The sequence below is a fragment of the Streptomyces sp. NPDC088252 genome, from assembly GCF_044740965.1.
Lineage (GTDB): Bacteria > Actinomycetota > Actinomycetes > Streptomycetales > Streptomycetaceae > Streptomyces.
Window position 1 is genome coordinate 242,358 of sequence record NZ_JBIURS010000011.1, and the last position, 16,236, is coordinate 258,593.

General features: G+C 71.8%; 16 protein-coding genes. 6 read left to right on the top strand and 10 right to left on the bottom strand.

The window, feature by feature from the left end:
* Nucleotides 1-272 precede the first annotated feature (272 nt).
* Complete coding sequence (locus ACIOHC_RS23925; RefSeq protein ID WP_401843875.1) at nt 273-2,015, top strand: Ig-like domain repeat protein; 1,743 nt, start codon at nt 273-275, stop codon at nt 2,013-2,015.
* A 64-nt stretch (nt 2,016-2,079) separates the two neighbouring features.
* Here ACIOHC_RS23925 and ACIOHC_RS23930 read toward each other — a convergent pair whose 3' ends face one another.
* The 8 genes from ACIOHC_RS23930 to ACIOHC_RS23965 all read right to left on the bottom strand — a co-directional run bounded on the left by ACIOHC_RS23930 (nt 2,080) and on the right by ACIOHC_RS23965 (nt 10,075).
* A complete protein-coding gene (locus tag ACIOHC_RS23930) occupies nt 2,080-2,724 on the bottom strand; it encodes a hypothetical protein (protein WP_389637938.1) in 645 nt (214 codons plus the stop codon).
* Nucleotides 2,711-4,342, bottom strand: a complete 1,632-nt coding sequence (locus ACIOHC_RS23935) for a substrate-binding domain-containing protein (protein WP_401843878.1) — start codon at nt 4,340-4,342, stop codon at nt 2,711-2,713. Before ACIOHC_RS23935 ends, ACIOHC_RS23930 begins: the two co-directional genes overlap by 14 nt.
* Nucleotides 4,339-5,556: a toxic anion resistance protein gene (locus tag ACIOHC_RS23940; RefSeq protein WP_351080355.1), complete on the bottom strand. Its 1,218-nt coding sequence runs from the start codon at nt 5,554-5,556 to the stop codon at nt 4,339-4,341. Before ACIOHC_RS23940 ends, ACIOHC_RS23935 begins: the two co-directional genes overlap by 4 nt.
* Nucleotides 5,557-5,585: 29 nt before the next feature.
* On the bottom strand, nt 5,586-6,689 hold the full coding sequence (locus tag ACIOHC_RS23945; protein ID WP_389637939.1) for a hypothetical protein: 1,104 nt from the start codon (nt 6,687-6,689) through the stop codon (nt 5,586-5,588).
* Between the two features lie 153 nt (nt 6,690-6,842).
* Nucleotides 6,843-7,247, bottom strand: a complete 405-nt coding sequence (locus ACIOHC_RS23950) for a hypothetical protein (RefSeq protein WP_351080353.1) — start codon at nt 7,245-7,247, stop codon at nt 6,843-6,845.
* A gap of 102 nt (nt 7,248-7,349) precedes the next feature.
* Nucleotides 7,350-8,561: a pyridoxal phosphate-dependent aminotransferase gene (locus ACIOHC_RS23955; protein WP_351080351.1), complete on the bottom strand. Its 1,212-nt coding sequence runs from the start codon at nt 8,559-8,561 to the stop codon at nt 7,350-7,352.
* Between the two features lie 351 nt (nt 8,562-8,912).
* The gene (locus tag ACIOHC_RS23960) at nt 8,913-9,167 is read right to left on the bottom strand and encodes a hypothetical protein (RefSeq protein ID WP_351080407.1); all 255 of its coding nucleotides are present in this window, start codon (nt 9,165-9,167) and stop codon (nt 8,913-8,915) included.
* Between the two features lie 26 nt (nt 9,168-9,193).
* Nucleotides 9,194-10,075 (bottom strand): NAD(P)-dependent oxidoreductase, encoded by an 882-nt coding sequence (locus tag ACIOHC_RS23965; RefSeq protein ID WP_389637941.1) that lies wholly within the window; start codon nt 10,073-10,075, stop codon nt 9,194-9,196.
* A 96-nt stretch (nt 10,076-10,171) separates the two neighbouring features.
* Here ACIOHC_RS23965 and ACIOHC_RS23970 point away from each other — a divergent pair, with 96 nt between their 5' ends.
* A complete protein-coding gene (locus ACIOHC_RS23970) occupies nt 10,172-10,519 on the top strand; it encodes a helix-turn-helix domain-containing protein (RefSeq protein WP_365689398.1) in 348 nt (115 codons plus the stop codon).
* A gap of 176 nt (nt 10,520-10,695) precedes the next feature.
* Here the strand turns inward: ACIOHC_RS23970 and ACIOHC_RS23975 are convergent, their stop codons facing one another.
* Nucleotides 10,696-10,908: a DUF4287 domain-containing protein gene (locus tag ACIOHC_RS23975; RefSeq protein WP_351080345.1), complete on the bottom strand. Its 213-nt coding sequence runs from the start codon at nt 10,906-10,908 to the stop codon at nt 10,696-10,698.
* A 137-nt stretch (nt 10,909-11,045) separates the two neighbouring features.
* Here ACIOHC_RS23975 and ACIOHC_RS23980 point away from each other — a divergent pair, with 137 nt between their 5' ends.
* From ACIOHC_RS23980 to ACIOHC_RS23995, 4 genes are all read left to right on the top strand, one after another.
* Entirely contained in the window at nt 11,046-11,954 is a 909-nt protein-coding gene (locus ACIOHC_RS23980; RefSeq protein ID WP_365689396.1) for a DUF3626 domain-containing protein, read from the top strand.
* 190 nt (nt 11,955-12,144) lie between these two features.
* Complete coding sequence (locus tag ACIOHC_RS23985; protein ID WP_351080341.1) at nt 12,145-13,023, top strand: serine protease; 879 nt, start codon at nt 12,145-12,147, stop codon at nt 13,021-13,023.
* A gap of 654 nt (nt 13,024-13,677) precedes the next feature.
* Entirely contained in the window at nt 13,678-14,085 is a 408-nt protein-coding gene (locus ACIOHC_RS23990; protein WP_351080340.1) for a YciI family protein, read from the top strand.
* Nucleotides 14,086-14,093: 8 nt separating this feature from the next.
* Nucleotides 14,094-15,239, top strand: a complete 1,146-nt coding sequence (locus tag ACIOHC_RS23995; RefSeq protein ID WP_365689418.1) for a DUF6596 domain-containing protein — start codon at nt 14,094-14,096, stop codon at nt 15,237-15,239.
* Between the two features lie 109 nt (nt 15,240-15,348).
* Here ACIOHC_RS23995 and ACIOHC_RS24000 read toward each other — a convergent pair whose 3' ends face one another.
* The gene (locus tag ACIOHC_RS24000) at nt 15,349-16,170 is read right to left on the bottom strand and encodes a TetR/AcrR family transcriptional regulator C-terminal domain-containing protein (protein WP_401843885.1); all 822 of its coding nucleotides are present in this window, start codon (nt 16,168-16,170) and stop codon (nt 15,349-15,351) included.
* Nucleotides 16,171-16,236 lie beyond the last annotated feature (66 nt).

Sequence of the window (16,236 nt, forward strand, 5' to 3'; positions counted from 1 at the left end):
GTGCGCCCCGCACGCCCCGCGGCCGGGCTCTCGGACATCCGCCCTGACCTGTGGGGTCAACAGCCCGCCGCGGTACGGCCCCCGGAATCCCCTCACGGTTCCGGGGGTCTTCCCATGTTCCGCCCCGTGCTCCGTCCTTTTCCTGCCGGTTTCATGAAGAACAGCCCGGCATCGCCCTGCCCTTGCGCACGGCACCTCCACAAGATCCGATGTCCCTTCACATGCCTCCGGCTCGGTCGGCCGGGGACCAACCGAGCCTGTGGGGGACTCAGTTGAGAAGGAATCAGCACCGCATACGTATCGCGGCGACGCTCGCCGCGCTGACACTCGGCACCGCCGGGCTCACCGCCCTCGCTCCGTCCGCCGCCGTCGCGGCCGACGGCACCGTGCCCGGTGACACCGTGGCCAAGCTGCCGATCTCCTCGTACTCGGCGATGGTCGTCGACTCGGTGCACGAGCGGGTCTACATCACGGACGACCGCCGGAACCCGTACGCGAACCAGGTCCACGTCTACAACTTCCGGGGCCAGAGGGTGGGTTCGCTGCCCACCGCGTCCGCGCCGTCCGGGATGGCCCTGAGCGCGGACAGCGGCACGCTCCACGTCTCGCAGTCCTCGGGCATCCTCGCCTTCGACACCGTGACCCAGGAGCGCACCGGTGTCACGTACACCGCGTACGACGTGCCCTGCCCGCGCGACGTCGCTTTCGCGGGCGGCAAGGAGTGGCACACCGAGACGCCGTACCTCACCACCGAATGCGACAACCGCCAGACCTGGCTGTACGGCACGGCGGGCGACCGGCCCACCAGCACCGGATGGAACGCGACGGGCCGACTGCGGCTGACGAGCGGCCCCGAGGTCCCGGACCGCATCGTGATGGCGCAGGCCCGCAACACCGGCGAGGCCAACCCCTTCCTCACCACGCTCGACGCGAGCGGCGACACGCTCGTGCGCGGCCCGGAACGCCGGTTCGCGGACGCCGGGGGCAAGGGCGCGCTCGACATGAAGGACATGGCCCAGTCCCCCGACGGCCGGTGGATCGCCGTCGCCGACGCCGCCTACGGCACCCGGCTCCTGGACGCCGCCGACCTGTCCGACGCGCCGGCCGGGTACCAGCCGCTGCCCGAGGGGGCGAAGGCGTCCGCCGTCGCCTTCAGCGGCGACGGTATTTACATCGCGCGGGGCGCCGCCGCGACCGGGAGCACGGCCGATCTGCTCGTCCAGCCGGCCGACCCGGCGGCCGGTACCGCCCCGCTGGAGTTCGCTTTCGAGGGCGCGCTCGACGGGGACCGGATCGCGCCGCGCGGACTCGGCTGGTCGAAGGACGGGGCGCACCTCTTCGCGGTCACCACCAGCACGGCCGGCAACGAGTACTGGCTGCATGTCATCCAGCCCCCGGCCGCCCAGTACGACTCCCGCTTCACCGGCGCGCTCTCCACCACCCCGGGACAGCCCGTCGTCGGCGAACCCCTCGGCATCCGGGGCCGGTTGGAGCTGGACGGGCCGGCGCCCACCGAGCCGGTCAGGGTGTCGGCGGTACGGCACGACGCGAACGGCGAGCGCAGGCTCGCCCCCGTCGAGGTCGACGCCGACGGTTCGTTCACCGTTCTCGACGTCCCGTCGCTGGTCGGCGACGCCACCTACACGGTCACCTTCACCGGCGACATCACCCACCGCCCGGCCGAGGAAAGCACCCTCTTTGTCACGGTCGCCAAGGCCCCGACCACCCTTGCGCTCACGGCCCCCGCCGAAGCGACGAAGAGCGGGGGGCTCACGATCACCGGCACCCTGTCGGGCCGGGGCCGCGCCCTCCCCGCCGGGATCACCCTCTCCGTGCAGCGCACCGACAGAAAGGGCACCGGCACGCTGACCTCGGCCGCCGTCGCGGCCGACGGCAGCTTCACGATCAACGACCTGCCCCGGGCCACGGGCCAGGTGACGTACGAGGTCGGCTACGCCGGCGACGCCCTGCACAGCGCGTCGACGGCCTCGGCGACGGTACGGGTCCGCAACTGACGACCACCGTCCCGCTTCCCTGAGCGGCGGTCCGGGGCGTCGCCCGGACCGCCGCCCCATCGCGCTACCCGTTGTGGCCCCGGTCCTCCAGATACCGGGTGTGGGTCTGCTGCCGTCGCGTCTCCGCCTCCCGCAGCGCCGTCGCCAAGGCCTCCGCCTCCCGGTGCAACAGCGCCAGCTGCCGCTCCAGATGACGCTCCGGCGGTTCCGTTCCGGGCGCGATCCGCGTCCACCAGCGGGTCCGTACGAACGTGTCGACCGACTCCGGGATGTCCTGGTGCACGGCGCGCGACAGGGCGTGGACGCCCTCCGGATCGGTGGCCAGTGCCTGGGACACCCAGCCGGGGGCGAGCAACCCCGCCAGCAGCTCCGTCAGTTCGGTGAGCCGGCCGGCCGCGGCGGGCGGCAGCTCCACCTCGTCCAGATACGCCCGCAGGGTCCCGAAGTCGTCCCGCAGCGCGTCCAGCCGGGACGAAGGATCGGGGAAGTCCGGGGCGGGCGGGCGCTCGGGGGGTGCGATCAGCGCGCCCGCGCCGTACAGCCCGGCCACCACCACCGGCCAGTACGCCCCCGCGAGCCCGGTGTAGGTCAGGGCGAGTCCGACGATCCCGCAGGCGCTCCCGGTCAGGTTCTTCCGTGACTCGACGTAGGCCAGGACCCTGTTCGCGGATCTGCCCCGCGCCTCGCCGTCCGGCCTACTGGTAGCCACGGATCTCCTCGAACGCCCCGTCCAGGGAGCCCGGCCCCTGGTCCTTCGTCGCGTCGAAGAGCCGGCCGCCGGTCAGCGTGGCGATCCGGTCCAGCTCGCCCCGGTCCGAGTCGCCGAAGACGACCGGGAAGACCGCAGTGGCCTGCCGCGCGGCGGGCAGCGACCGGTAGTAGGAGGTGAAGCCGTCGGCCGTGGCGCCCGCCGTGTTCTCGCCGTCCGTCATCAGCACCACCGAGGTGAACGCGGACTTCGAGCCGTCGCCGAGATGCTCGTAGGCCGATCGCAGACTCGAATAGATCGCCGTCTCCCCGCTCGCCGTCAGCGCGGCGGTGTCCGCCTCGATCGCCGCCAGGCCCCGCTGCGGATCGGCCGGGTCGACCGTATGCGTACGGACCTGCTTCACGGACGAGCCGAACGGCAGCAGCGTGACCTCCTCCCGCTCCCGGAAGTCCCCGGTCAGCCCGGTCAGCGCCGCCTTCAGCTGCCGAAGCCGCTCCCCCTTCATCGAGCCGGAGGTGTCCAGGACGTACACGGTGCGCGAGGGCCGGCGGAGCTTGTTCTCGTACGAGTGGAGCAGCCCGTCGGCGACCGACCGCGAGCCGGGGAACGGAAGTTCACGGCGTGCCTCGGCGGCGAGCGGTGCGGCGGGCCGTACCGAGGGCACGACCGGGCGGCGGAACGTCTGCCGGGTCAACTGCCGCTGAACGGCCGGGGTGCGGAAGTAGGCCGTCAGCGCGCGCACCGAGTCCTTCGCCTCGGGTGCGGCGGCGGACAGCGTGCTGAGCGGGTAGTCGGCGGTCACCACCCCGTCGCGGGGACGGATCACGGTCAGCCCGGTGCGACGGTCGCGGTTGAGCGAGAGCAGCACCGACTCGTAGTTGATCAGTGCGTCGACCGTGCCGCGCCGGGCGTACGCGGTGGCCAGCCAGCCCGAGGAGCCGGAGGTCAGCCGCTGCCCCGCGAAGAACTCCTTCAGCTTCCCGCTCGCGCCGCGCACATCGGCGTCGGTCAGGGCGGACTGTGCGCCCGAGAGCCCCGAGGCGACCGAAACCAGCGCGGAGAAGCCGGAGTTGGAACGGGCCGGGTCGGTCATTCCATAGGTCAGCCGGCCCTCGGCGACCGCCCGGTGCACCTGCGACCAGGTGACGTCCGAAGGCTTCCAGCCCAGCCGCTGCACGGCGGCCGGGCGGACCCCGAGGGCGACCGGTGAAGCCATCAGCGGGGTCTCCGACGTGATGCGCCGGGCCGCGTCCGGGTGCAGCCGCAGATAGTCGTTCGACGACAGCCACACCGCGTCGTAGGCGCCGTCGGCCTTGCCGGACCCGAGCAGTTCGACGGCGTCGAGCGTGCCGGTCCAGGTGGGCCGCACGGTGATCCCGGTCGCCTTCCGGGCCTGATCCAACAGCGTTTTCATGTCGCTGAGTTCACTGGAGGCGAGGACGCGCAGCGTACCGGGGTGCGGGGCGCCGTCGTCGTTCGTCGGGCCGCCGGACGGTCCGCCGTCCGACGCGGAGCAGGCGGCGAGCGGGCCGAGCGCGGCGACGGCCAGCAGCGAGGCGAACGAGCGCGTGACCCGGCGCCGCAGCCGTCTCAGCCGCCGTCGGGGACGGCCCGTCATCCGAGACCCCCGCCCTCAAGGGCGCCGGCGGCCCGGCTGCGCTCCAAGTGGGCCCCGGCCTGCCGGAGTTCCACGGAGAGCGACTCCACGGTCGCCGCCATCGACTCGGTCGCCTGCACCTTGTACGTGTCGATGGCGTCGAGCGTCCGGTAGATCTGCTGGAACGCCGTGCGCAGCGTCTCCGCGCCCACCGCCGGATCGGCGGCGATGCGCTGGATCTCGCCGCTCTGGCCGGCGAGCATCTCCGCGTTCCCGCGGATCAGGTCCTCGGTCGTGGAGCGCAGCACCTGCACCTGCTCGGTCACCTTGCGCCGGCTCTCCAGCGCCGACGCCAGCATCACGGCGATCCGCAGGGCGGAGACGGTGGTGGTCGCGGCCCGGTCGACGCCCCTGATGAGTTCGTCGTTGTTCCGGCGCACGACATCCATCGCGAGGTACCCCTGCGCGCAGACCGCGAGCTGGGTCAGCAGATCCTGGTGCTTCTGCCGCACGGGGAAGAGCACGTCGGCCCGCAGCGCGTCCGCCTGCACCGGGTCGGTGGCCGCGGTCGCCGCGATGCGCTGCTCGACGGCGCCGTCCAGTGCCTCGGTGAGCACCACGTACTCCTGGAGCTTGCCCATGGTCTCCCAGAGCCGGGTGCGCTCGGTGTGCAGGGCGGCGTTGTCGCGGCGCAGTTCGTCCTGCCCGCCGCGCAGCGATCCCACGATCCTGTTCAGGGTGGACTGGGCGGACGCGTACGTGGCGACGTGGTCGCGGAGCTTGTTGCCGCCCGGGAGCCTGGCCAGGAGCCGACGGGCGCCGCGACCCGGGGTGTCGCGCGGGTCGAGGTCCTCGACCGTGCGGCGCAGCTCGACGAGGGAGGCGCCCACCCGGGTCTGCGCGTCCCCCTCCCCGGAACCGGACAGGGAGCGGACGGTGCGGTCCAGCATCCGGTTGGACTGCTGGGCGGCACCGCGGATGTCGGCCTGCCCGAGGGAGGTGATCTCCCCGATCCGGGTGGAGAACTCGGGCGACCGGGCGTCGACCCCGGCGAGGCCGCCGATGTACTCGGTGGCGCGGCGGGTCATCTCCGCCCGTACCGAATCGTCGACCGGTACGAGACCGGCGGCCTGCTCGGCGCGGACCGGGGCGACCGGCTCCGGCGGGGTGAGGACGAGCGGCGGGGCGGCCTGGTCGGGCGGGGTGAGGGCGGGCGGCTGCGGCTCTTGGGTCATGGGTGGGACCTCCCGGGAGGCGTGGATCGTCAGCCGCGGGTCCGCCGGGCCATCGCGCGCAGCACCGTGGCGGTGGGCACGGGCGCCTGACGGACCCCGGTCAGCTGTTGGTCGATGTAGTCGGTGTGGCCCTTGGTGGCGGCGGTGAACTCGGCCGCGGCACCCTGGGGCCGGAACCCGTGCCGCACGGCGAGCCTGCGCAGCTCCGGGTCGCTGGAGAGCAGTTCGCCCAGCCGCCGGCCGGTGCCGGTCAGCGGGACGAGGGTGTGGTCGCTGGAGACGGTCGTGTCGGGGTAGAGGAGAACCAGGTCCCCGGCCTCCTGCTTCTGCATCAGCAGCGAGGCGACCTGCGACTCGTACACCAGGACCAGCGGATTGCCGACGCCGCTGATGAAGTCCCTGAACGGGGCGTCGCTGCTGGTCTGCTGCGCGCCCTGCACCCGGATCAGCTTCTTCAGCAGCGGCGCGGTGCGGTCGATCGCGGCCTCGTCCGCGGCGACCCGGCCGCCGTCGGCGACGTACGAGGCCGCGGCGAGGTAGAGCGCGCCGGAGTTGGACGAGACGGGATCGGTGCTGGTGATGAAGACCGTACCGGTCAACTCGGCGTGCTTTCCCGAGCCCTTGAGCTGCTGCCAGGACCGGTCCGCCCGCGCGGCCTCGAGGTACGGGCCCATGAGCAGCTTCCCGCCGGCCTTTCCGTTCAGCGTCGCGAGTCCGTTGTCCGCCAGCACCCGAGCGGCGCCGCGGTGCGCGACGACGACCAGCGGCGAGTAGAACGGCCTGAGCGGTCCGCCCTCGACGGAGAACCTGCGCCGCAGCTCGTCGGCCGGGGCCTGCGAGCCGGGGAAGGCGAAGTCATACCCCTTGAGGGGGAGTCGATCCATGGCCCAGGAACCGGACGTCTCCGCCTTGACGGTGAACCCCTTGGCGGCCAGGGCCTTCACCACGTCGGGATCGGCGAAGAACTCGGCCTTCTCCGATCCGATCACTCCACGCACGGTCTTCGTTGCCGTGCTCGTGTCCCCGGTGTCGCGGCCCACTGCGACGGCTACTGCCACTCCGCCGATCAGCAGCACCGCCAGGACGATTCCCACGATGCGTCTCACACCCGAAGCCTGCTCGCGGAAACCCACATTCCAGGCGGAGTTGGGTGGACGGGAGGTGAAGTAAGCATCCCAGTACGCAACGGAGGCGGCACGGGAGCGGGTCGCTCCGGTGTCCTGCCTCCGGGGCACGGATGGGTGGCACCCGGTCCACGCGCCTCGACGGCCCGTGGACCGGGGCCGTCAGAGGGCGCCGACCAGTCGCGACGGGGCGGCGGTGGCGGCGTCGACCGCCGCCGTGTGCGCGTCCATGCGCTCCGCCGCGAGGATCGCGACGGCCGTGTCGGCACGGGACGCGGCCACCACCAGTGCCCGGCCCGCGAGGGCGTGCGCACGGCGGTGGAGCGTGAGCGCGGGTGCATCGGTTCGACCGGCGTGCCGGGCGGGCGGCGCGCCGCGCAGCCTGGCGACCTGCTCGGCGATGCGGTCGCCCGCCACGCCGAGGTCCAGCTCGTCGGTGACCGCGAGAAGCGCGGCCAGGTGTCCGGCGAGCTGGATGTCCAGCTCTTCCTCGCGGGAACGGTGCGGGAAGTCGTCGGCGTGGTCGGCCGGTGTGTGGACCGATTTGGTGCGGATCGGTTCGTACATGGATGGCCTCCTGGTGGTGCTGTGGAACCATCCTAGCTTGGATTCAGTCTAAAGTTGTCCGTAATCGATTCCGAGATGGCTCAGGGAACGACAGGCCACCCGTTACGGCTGCCCGTACCCGTCCAGGAAGTGCGCGATCCGGGTCACCGCGTCCGTCAGATCCTCGGTCGAGGGCAGCGTCACGACGCGGAAGTGATCGGGCTCCGGCCAGTTGAACCCGGTGCCGTGCACGACCATGATCTTTTCGGCCCGCAGCAGGTCGAGGACCATCTGCCGGTCGTCCTTGATCTTGTAGACCTTGGGGTCGAGGCGCGGGAAGAGATACAGCGCCCCCTTCGGCTTCACGCAGGTCACACCCGGAATGGAGGTCAGCAGGTCGTACGCGACATCGCGCTGCTCCAGGATGCGGCCGCCCGGCAGCACCAGCTCGTCGATCGACTGCCGGCCGCCGAGCGCGGTGGCCACGGCGTGCTGCGACGGCATATTGGCGCAGAGCCGCATGTTGGCGAGGATCGTCAGCCCCTCGATGTACGAGGAGGCGTGCGCCTTGGGGCCGCAGACCGCCAGCCAGCCGGACCGGTACCCGGCCACCCGGTAGTTCTTGGAGAGCCCGTTGAAGGTGAGCACCATCAGATCGGGGGCGATCGTCGCGGTCGGGGTGTGGGTCGCTCCGTCGTACAGGATCCGGTCGTAGATCTCGTCGGAGCAGACGACCAGGTTGTGGCGCCGGGCGATCTCCGTCAGCCCGCGCAGCATCTCGTCGTCGTAGACCGCACCCGTCGGATTGTTCGGATTGATGATCACGATCGCCTTGGTGCGGTCGGTGATCCTCCGCTCGATGTCGGCGAGGTCCGGCATCCAGTCGGCCTGCTCGTCGCACCGGTAGTGCACGGCCGTACCGCCGGCCAGCGACACCGACGCGGTCCACAGCGGATAGTCCGGAGCCGGTACGAGGACCTCGTCGCCGTCGTCGAGCAGCGCCTGCATCGACATCTGGATCAGCTCGGAGACGCCGTTGCCCAGGTAGATGTCCTCGACGTCGAGGTCGATCCCCTTGGTCTGGTAGTGCTGCATCACCGCCCGCCGCGCGGACAGCAGCCCCTTCGCGTCGCCGTAACCGTGCGCCCCGGCGAGGTTGCGCAGTATGTCTTCGAGGATCTCGGGCGGGCACTCGAAACCGAACGCGGCAGGGTTGCCGGTGTTGAGCTTGAGGATGCGGTGACCGGCAGCTTCCAGCCGCATCGCCTCCTCCAGCACGGGGCCCCGGATTTCGTAACAGACATTGGCGAGCTTCGTGGACTGGATGACCTGCATGTCTGGGAGCTTACGACCGTGTTTCGCGCGCCGCCCGGCCTTCCGTCCCCGGTTGCCCCACCCGGGTGCTCGGCGCGTCGTCGCCCGACTTCCATAGCCATGCGTCCACCGTCCCCGGACCGTGGGAACGCCGGTGGGGGACGGGGCGGGGCTTGGAAAGGGCCGGAACGGGGACGTGACGGAGACGGACGGGTGAGATGCGCCACGTGAGCGCAAGTGTTCGAGGGGTGAGCGCCGTGAAGAGGGCGCGCCCTGGCCCGTGCGCCCCCGGCCCGTGCGCCCCCGGCCCGTGAGCCCCCGGCCCGTGAGGGAGGCGCGTCCCCGAAGGGGCACACTCCCGTGCTCATCGCGTCACTCGGACAGGCGTGCGCCCCGTGGCGTCACTCCGGCGGTCGTGTGCCCCGGGGCAGCTGGACACCGAAGTCGGCCGCCAGCACGTGGAGCACCCTCGAACGGGATGCCCAGCGCGTGGGCACGGTGCACGGAGCGCAGTACCTCCGCGGTCGGCCGACGTTCCCCGGTCGAGCCGATGCGGGCGAGACAGGCGTCGAGATCGATGCCGGGGCCGGGGCGTCGGCCGTGATCGGCCGCGTGATCGGACGTCATGCGCCGACCGTACGCAAACGGGTGACTCAGCGGACCAGCAGGTCCACCACACCCGTCGTGCTCTCGTTGCCCCGCCCGTCCGCGAGAAGACGTTCCATCAGGGCCAGATACGGGGTCAGCAGCTCGCTGCTGACCCCCTGTTCCTCCGCCGTGCGCAGCAGCGTGGTACTGCCCGCGACCTGCATGGCGAGGTTGGACACGACCCCCCGTGCGTAGTCGCCGTCGGCCAGCTGGGCGGCGGACGCGCGCACGGAGGGCGTCATGGCGACGAGCCAGTCGGCGAGCAGCGGGGCGAGAGTCGTCGGATCGATGTTCTCCTTGCGGACCAGGGCGAACGCGTGGGAGATGCCGGCGAACATCCCGTACATCGCACTCAGCAGCGCCACGTCGTGCAGGGCGGCGAAACCGGCGTCCTCGCCGACGTAGGAGGTGCCGGCCGGTACGGCCAGGACGTCGTGGTGGGCGTCGAAGAGGGGGCGGGAGCCGCTGTAGAAGACGTACGCGCCGGAGCCCGGGGCGCCGATCATCGGCGGGACCGCCATGATCCCGCCGTCCAGGAAACGGGCCCCGCGCTCGCGGGCCCAGGCGGCGCGGGCGCGGGCCTGGGCGGGGGTGGATGTGGTGAGGTCGACCAGATCCTTTCCGGCCAGGTCGACGCCGGTCAGGGTCTCGTCGACCGAGGCGTCGTCGAGCAGGCACACGACGACGAGCCCGCTCGCCGCCACCGCCTCGGCGGCGGTCGGGGCGACGAGGGCCCCTTCTGCGGCGAGCGGTTCGGCCCGGCCCGGCCCGCGGTTCCAGACGGTGAGCGGATGCCCGGCGGCGAGCCAGGCGCGGGCGAGCGCGGTACCCATGGCACCGAGCCCGAGGAGAGTGAGCGGCGACTTCTCGAATGCGTTGTCGGTCATGCCGATTAGGCTTGTCGCAGGCCCGGAAGTGATCAAGTACGCACTTCGAAGTGGGTGGTTACCGCCGGGTGAGCGAGCAGGTGGGAGGGCTGGGCCATGGGGACGGTACGGAGGCCGGGGGCGTACGTCTGCGGGATCGACGCCGCGATGGACGTGATCGGCGGCAAGTGGAAGGTGCTGATCCTCTGGGCGCTCAACGAGCGGGTGTGCCGCTTCGGCGAGCTGCGCAGGATGGTGCCGGGGGTGACGGAGAAGGTGCTCACGTCACATCTGCGGGAGCTTGAGGAGGACGGCATCGTGCACCGGGAGGTGCATGCGGAGGTGCCGCCGCGCGTCGAGTACTCACTGACCCCGCTGGGCTCCGGGCTCAACGAGGCACTGGCGCCGCTCGGCGCCTGGGGAAGGGAGAACATCCTCGTGGACGCCGAGCGGCCGCAGCACTGACGGGCGCCCGCGGTTACGGCCTGGTGCGCGACAGCGAGCGGGCTCCCGGCGTTATGCGACTTCGCCTCCGGCGTTGTCGTCGGTCGACGACGCTCCGCGTCGCCTCCCTCCTCCGCCTCGGATCCGAAGCCGTATGACGCCGCTCGCCGATCCACTCCCCATCGTGCACCAGGCCGTTACGCGCCCTTGTCCTCGGCGAGCGTGTGCGCGACCAGGGCGTTGGCGTGTCCGTGCCCCAAACCGTGTTCGGACTTGAGCCAGTTGACGATCTCCATGTGCTTGGTCAGCGGGGAGGAGCGGATGAGGTCCTTCCACTCCGTGATCGGGCGGCCGTACTTCTTCTCGATCGACGGGAAATAGCTCGCGGGGCCCTTCACGGCATCAGTCATGGCGGGCATTCTGCCATCGTCGGCGGTGACCGTCCGGGCGATATCCGGCGGCCGGGCGGGCCGGACCGTGCTCCCGCCGCCATCGGCCGAGCGCAATCCGAGTGCGGCGGTGGACCGCGCTCCGGCACACTGCGCCGGTGACCGCAGTTCCTTCCCCGTCGCCCCAGGCGCGGGCCCTGAGCCATGTCGCGTCCCGGTCCACGGGCCGGCCGCTCGACCCCGGCCTGCCCCTCACACTGAACTTCCACCCCGACCGGCTGGTGGGCGGTCGGCCGATTCTGGACCGGCTGGCCGAGGACGGTGTGTACCGGTCGCAGTTCGTCACCGGTACCAGCAACGGCGGCCTGACCGCGCACCCGGGCGGCGACCGGTGGCGCTGGGAGAGCCGGATCTTCGGCGGCGCGTACGACGAAGCGCCCGCCGAACAGCGTCCGGTGTACGGCGCGTTGAACTTCCGTCGGAAGGCTGTCGGCGCGGCGCCGAGGTTCGGTTCCTCGTACTTCCGGCTGACCGCGGACACCCTGCCTCGGGCCACGTTCTGCTACCCGGACAGCGCCGCCGAGCCGACGGACTTCGGCGTCGCCTCCGGTACACACCTCATCGAACTGGCCGAGGCCGACGACCGGGACGCGCTCGACGACTACATCGAGGCGCAGATACATGGCCCGGTCGTCCTCGACCGCCATGTCGAGGCCCTGGTGCTGGACCCCGGCTACCGGTCCACGCCGGTCGAGGAGGCGGCCGGCCGGCTCCCCTGCCGCACGGAGTGGCACGAGGGGTTCCGGCTGACCGTAGAGCAGTTGCGGCGCCGTCCCGGCTATCGGGGCGCGGAGATCGTCGAGCTCGGCACCGAGATCGCGCAGGACGGCGTGCTCGACGCGCGCATCATCGGGGACGCCGTCCGCGGCGGCCGGTACGACGCGCAGTCGCTCAAGAGGGTCTGGCACTGCCTCGCCCGCTTCGGCGCCCCGCCGCACCGCCCGGCCGATCCGACCGATCCGGGCACGGATGGTCGGGTCCGGCAGGGCACGCGCTTCCTGACGTGAGTGCTCAAGGCCTGAGAACGGACGGCCCGAATCCGGACGGCCCGGTATCGGGCGGTCCGAGGCCGGGTGGCTGGAAACCTCCCCTTGTGGGGGCCCCTCGCGTACGCCAACATGCGCATGTCAAAACCGAAAGAACTTCGGTCGCAGGGGCCGTTCGGGCCCTGCACAGGTCACTAGAGGGGACCCCCACATGAAGAAGCCTCTCGTCGGCGCGCTTTTCACCGTTCTGCTCCTCGGGACGGGAATCGCACCCGCGACCGCGGCCACCGGCCACGACGCGGCAGCGACCGGCACGGTCAAGGCACAGATCCAGCCCAAGGAACAGATCAAGCCGAAGGCGGTCAACTTCGCCGGGACCGTCGCGCTCAGCAACTGTTCCGGTTCCGTCGTCCGCACGCCCGACTCCCAGCCCAACGACCCCGCGCTCGTGCTCTCCAACGGGCACTGCATGGAGTCGGGTTTCCCGGGACCGGGCGAGGTGGTGTTCGACCAGCCGTCCACCCGTAGCTTCACCCTGCTGAACGCCGCCGGCAGCGGTGTCGGCACCCTGCGGGCGAGCAAGATCGCGTACGGGACGATGACCGACACCGACATATCGGTGTACCAACTCACCCGCACCTACGCGCAGATCGAGAGCAGTTACGGCATCAAGGCGCTGGAGCTGAACACCGCGCACCCCGTCCAGGGCACCGCGATCACTGTCGTCTCCGGCTACTGGAAGCGCACGTACGCCTGCAACGTGGACGGATTCGTCTACCGTCTCAAGGAAGGTTCGTGGACCTGGAAGGACTCGGTCCGCTACACCTCCGCCTGCCAGACCATCGGCGGCACGTCCGGTTCCCCGGTGATCGACAACGCGACCGGCAAGGTCGTCGCCGTCAACAACACCGGCAACGAGGACGGCCAGCGGTGCACGGACAACAATCCGTGCGAGGTCGACGAGAGCGGCAATGTGACGGTGCGCCAGGGCATCAACTACGCCCAGGAGACCTACGGCATCGTGCCGTGCATCGGCACCGGCAACAAGTTCGACCTCAGCCGGCCGGGGTGTGCCCTGCCCAAGCCGTGAGTGTGTGACCCCGTAGTTGCCGCCTTCGCCGCCGCTCGGGCATCGACGGCGGTGACGCGCCGCACCGCGGAGAACCGGATCGCACCGCGCGCGGAAGAGCCCGCCGGATTCCGGCGGGCTCTTCCGTGGTCTCTGCACGGCGTCGCGCCCACGACGTCCGGGCGTGACCGGCCGGACACGGCGCCGGAGCTCGTCGAGCGCGTTGCCCGCGCGCTCGACGACGCGGACGGCATCGGGCGCCGCGACCGCTTCGCGCGGCTCGTCACGGATCCCCTTGCGATACTCGCGCAACGAGCACGCCGGTCGGGATCGCGGGTGACGTCGAGGACGTGCATGCTCTCCGTACCGGACAACTCATCGGTCCGGGCGTACCACGACGCGCCAGGACCACACACGCAGTGACGCGGGAGCACACATGCAGTGACGCGCGAAGCCATCTCCCGGTGCAGGCGCCCGATGCCGCCGGCCCGGGAGGCCTTGCTCCGTCCCGCCCTCGCGCCGCTCCGTGGATCCGGACTCCGCGAGAGGGCTCACCCGGGCTCGTCCGGAGGAGCCAAAAAAATTTCGGGCGGCGATGTCGAGAACCCGTGCCCGGCTTCGTCCCAGCAGTGAACGCGGCCAAGATGGGTCGCACCAGCACCGAGGAGAAACACGATGGCCAAGTACCTGCTGCTCAAGCACTACCGCGGCGCTCCGGCTCCGGTCAACGACGTGTGCATGGACCAGTGGACGCCGGAGGAGATCTCGGCCCACGTGCAGTACATGGAGGACTTCGCGGCCCGGCTTGAGCGGACCGGCGAGTTCGTCGACGGGCAGGCGCTCTCCCCGGAGGGGACGTTCGTGCGGTACGACGGCGAGGGCCGCCCGCCCGTCACCGACGGTCCGTTCGCCGAGACCAAGGACCTCATCGCCGGCTGGATGGTGATCGACGTCGACAGCTACGAGCGCGCCGTCGAGCTGGCCGGGGAGCTGTCCGCCGCCCCTGGGGCGGGCGGGAAGCCGATCCACGAGTGGCTCGAAGTGCGCCCGTTCCTGGCCACGCGGCCCACCATCACGGAGTGACCTCGTCGATGGACGAGGCCCTGCTCCGGAGCCTCACGCCGAGCGTGCTCGGGATCCTCGTCCGCCGCGGAGCCGACTTCGCGGCGGCCGAGGACTCCGTGCAGGACGCGCTGGTCGAGGCGGTCCGCGTCTGGCCGGCCGACCCACCGCGGGACCCGAAGGGCTGGCTGGTCACCGTGGCCTGGCGCCGGTTCCTCGACGCGACCCGGTCGGAGGCCGCCCGCCGCCGGCGTGAGGACCTCGTCGACGAGGAGCCGGAGCCCGGACCCGCACCCGCGGTGGACGACACGCTCCAGCTCTACTTCCTTTGCGCCCACCCGTCGCTGACCCCGTCGTCCGCGGTCGCGCTCACGCTGCGCGCCGTCGGCGGACTGACCACCCGCCAGATCGCACGGGCCTACCTGGTGCCGGAGGCGACCATGGCGCAGCGCATCAGCCGGGCCAAGCGCACCGTCTCGGGCGTGAGGCTCGACCGGCCCGGCGACGTCGCCACCGTGCTGCGCGTCCTCTACCTGGTCTTCAACGAGGGCTACTCCGGCGACGTCGACCTCGCCGCCGAGGCCGTCCGGCTCACCCGGCAGCTCGCGGCCGCGATCGACCACCCCGAGGTGGCGGGGCTGCTCGCCCTCATGCTGCTCCACCACGCCCGGCGCGCCGCCCGGACCGCGCCCGACGGCAGTCTGGTGCCGCTCGCCGAGCAGGACCGCGGCCGGTGGGACACCGGGGCGATCGCCGAGGGCGTCGAGATCCTGCAGGCGGCCCTCGCCCGCGACCGGCTGGGGGAGTTCCAGGCCCAGGCCGCCATCGCGGCACTCCACGCCGACGCGCCCACCGCCGAGGAGACCGACTGGGTGCAGATCGTCGAGTGGTACGACGAGCTCGCGCGCCTCACCGACAGCCCGGTCGTCCGGCTCAACCGCGCGGTGGCCGTCGGCGAGGCCGACGGACCGCGCGCCGGCCTGGCGGCGCTCGCGGCGCTGAACGACTCACTGCCCCGCCACACCGCGGTGGCGGCGTACCTCCACGAGCGCGACGGCGACCTGGTGACGGCGGCACGGCTGTACGCCGAGGCGGCCCGGAAGGCCCCCAACCTCGCCGAGCGCGACCATCTGACGCGCCAGGCCGCCCGGCTCAACGCCCTCGGGCGCGGCTGACGGGTCGCCCGGATCCCGCAGCACCCGCCGGCCGAGTGCGCGGTGCCGCTGGTGCGGGTCATCCGCGGCCGGTGGGCCGCACGCGTGCTGCCGTGCGGCCCGCACCGGCTCACCGGTCGGCGGTGCGGCGGATCGCCGCATCGATCCCGTCGAGCAGCACGCCGAGTCCGACGGTGAACGTCTCCCGCGCCTCGCGTTCCAGGTACGGCATCGCCTCGTCACCGGGAACGGCCGGGGGCGACTGCGGGGCGGACGCCCTCTCCATGGTGCTCAGGCCCGGATAGCGGTCCGCGAAGTCGGGTGCCACCTCGCCCAGCAGCGCCGAGCGGGCGTACCACCACTCCTCGTCCGGCTCGCCCGTCTCCGCCGCCGCCCCTCGTGCCTCGGCGACCGTCCCGGCGCAGCCGCGGAGGAAGTGGGACAGCGTGCCGACCAGCCGCCGCAGGAGGGCGGCGTCGAGCCCGGTGCGGTTCAGGAGGCGTACGAGAGTGTCCAGGGCGGCGTACTCGTGCGGACCGAGGACCGGGCGGGCCTGGGAGACCTGGAGCACCCAGGGGTGGCGGAGGTGGAACGCGAGCGTGTCGTGCGCCCAGTCGGTCAGCGCCGCACGCCAGTCGCCGGTATCGGCGTACTCCGTGGGCAGTTCGGCGTGGACCGCGTCGTACATCAGGTCCAGCAGCTCGCTCTTGCCGGGGACGTACGTGTAGAGCGCCATCGCGGTTCGCCCCAGCCGCTCGCCCACCGCGCGCATCGAGAGCGCGGCCATGCCGTCCTCGTCGGCGACGGCGATCGCGGCGGTCACGATCGCGTCGACGCTCAGCCCCGGTCTGGGACCCGGCGCGGGACCGCGGCGTGGTCGCGGCGGCTGTTCGGCGCGCCACAGCAGGAACATCGAACGGCGGGCATCGCCCTGTCCGGCAAAGACCACCACTTGCGACTCCTTACGCCATAAAGTAACTTCACCAAGGCAATTCCTTATGCCGTAAAGTATCAGTCG

Excerpts from the sequence above, each read along its gene's own strand:
- ACIOHC_RS23970 (WP_365689398.1), top strand. The coding sequence starts at position 10,172 with ATGGGGACGGTACGGAGGCCGGGGGCGTACGTCTGCGGGATCGACGCC.
- ACIOHC_RS23975 (WP_351080345.1), bottom strand. The coding sequence starts at position 10,908 with ATGACTGATGCCGTGAAGGGCCCCGCGAGCTATTTCCCGTCGATCGAG.
- ACIOHC_RS23990 (WP_351080340.1), top strand. The coding sequence starts at position 13,678 with ATGGCCAAGTACCTGCTGCTCAAGCACTACCGCGGCGCTCCGGCTCCG.
- ACIOHC_RS23995 (WP_365689418.1), top strand. The coding sequence starts at position 14,094 with ATGGACGAGGCCCTGCTCCGGAGCCTCACGCCGAGCGTGCTCGGGATC.
- ACIOHC_RS23960 (WP_351080407.1), bottom strand. The coding sequence starts at position 9,167 with ATGACGTCCGATCACGCGGCCGATCACGGCCGACGCCCCGGCCCCGGC.
- ACIOHC_RS23950 (WP_351080353.1), bottom strand. The coding sequence starts at position 7,247 with ATGTACGAACCGATCCGCACCAAATCGGTCCACACACCGGCCGACCAC.
- ACIOHC_RS23955 (WP_351080351.1), bottom strand. The coding sequence starts at position 8,561 with ATGCAGGTCATCCAGTCCACGAAGCTCGCCAATGTCTGTTACGAAATC.
- ACIOHC_RS23985 (WP_351080341.1), top strand. The coding sequence starts at position 12,145 with ATGAAGAAGCCTCTCGTCGGCGCGCTTTTCACCGTTCTGCTCCTCGGG.
- ACIOHC_RS23935 (WP_401843878.1), bottom strand. The coding sequence starts at position 4,342 with ATGACGGGCCGTCCCCGACGGCGGCTGAGACGGCTGCGGCGCCGGGTC.
- ACIOHC_RS23965 (WP_389637941.1), bottom strand. The coding sequence starts at position 10,075 with ATGACCGACAACGCATTCGAGAAGTCGCCGCTCACTCTCCTCGGGCTC.
- ACIOHC_RS23940 (WP_351080355.1), bottom strand. The coding sequence starts at position 5,556 with ATGACCCAAGAGCCGCAGCCGCCCGCCCTCACCCCGCCCGACCAGGCC.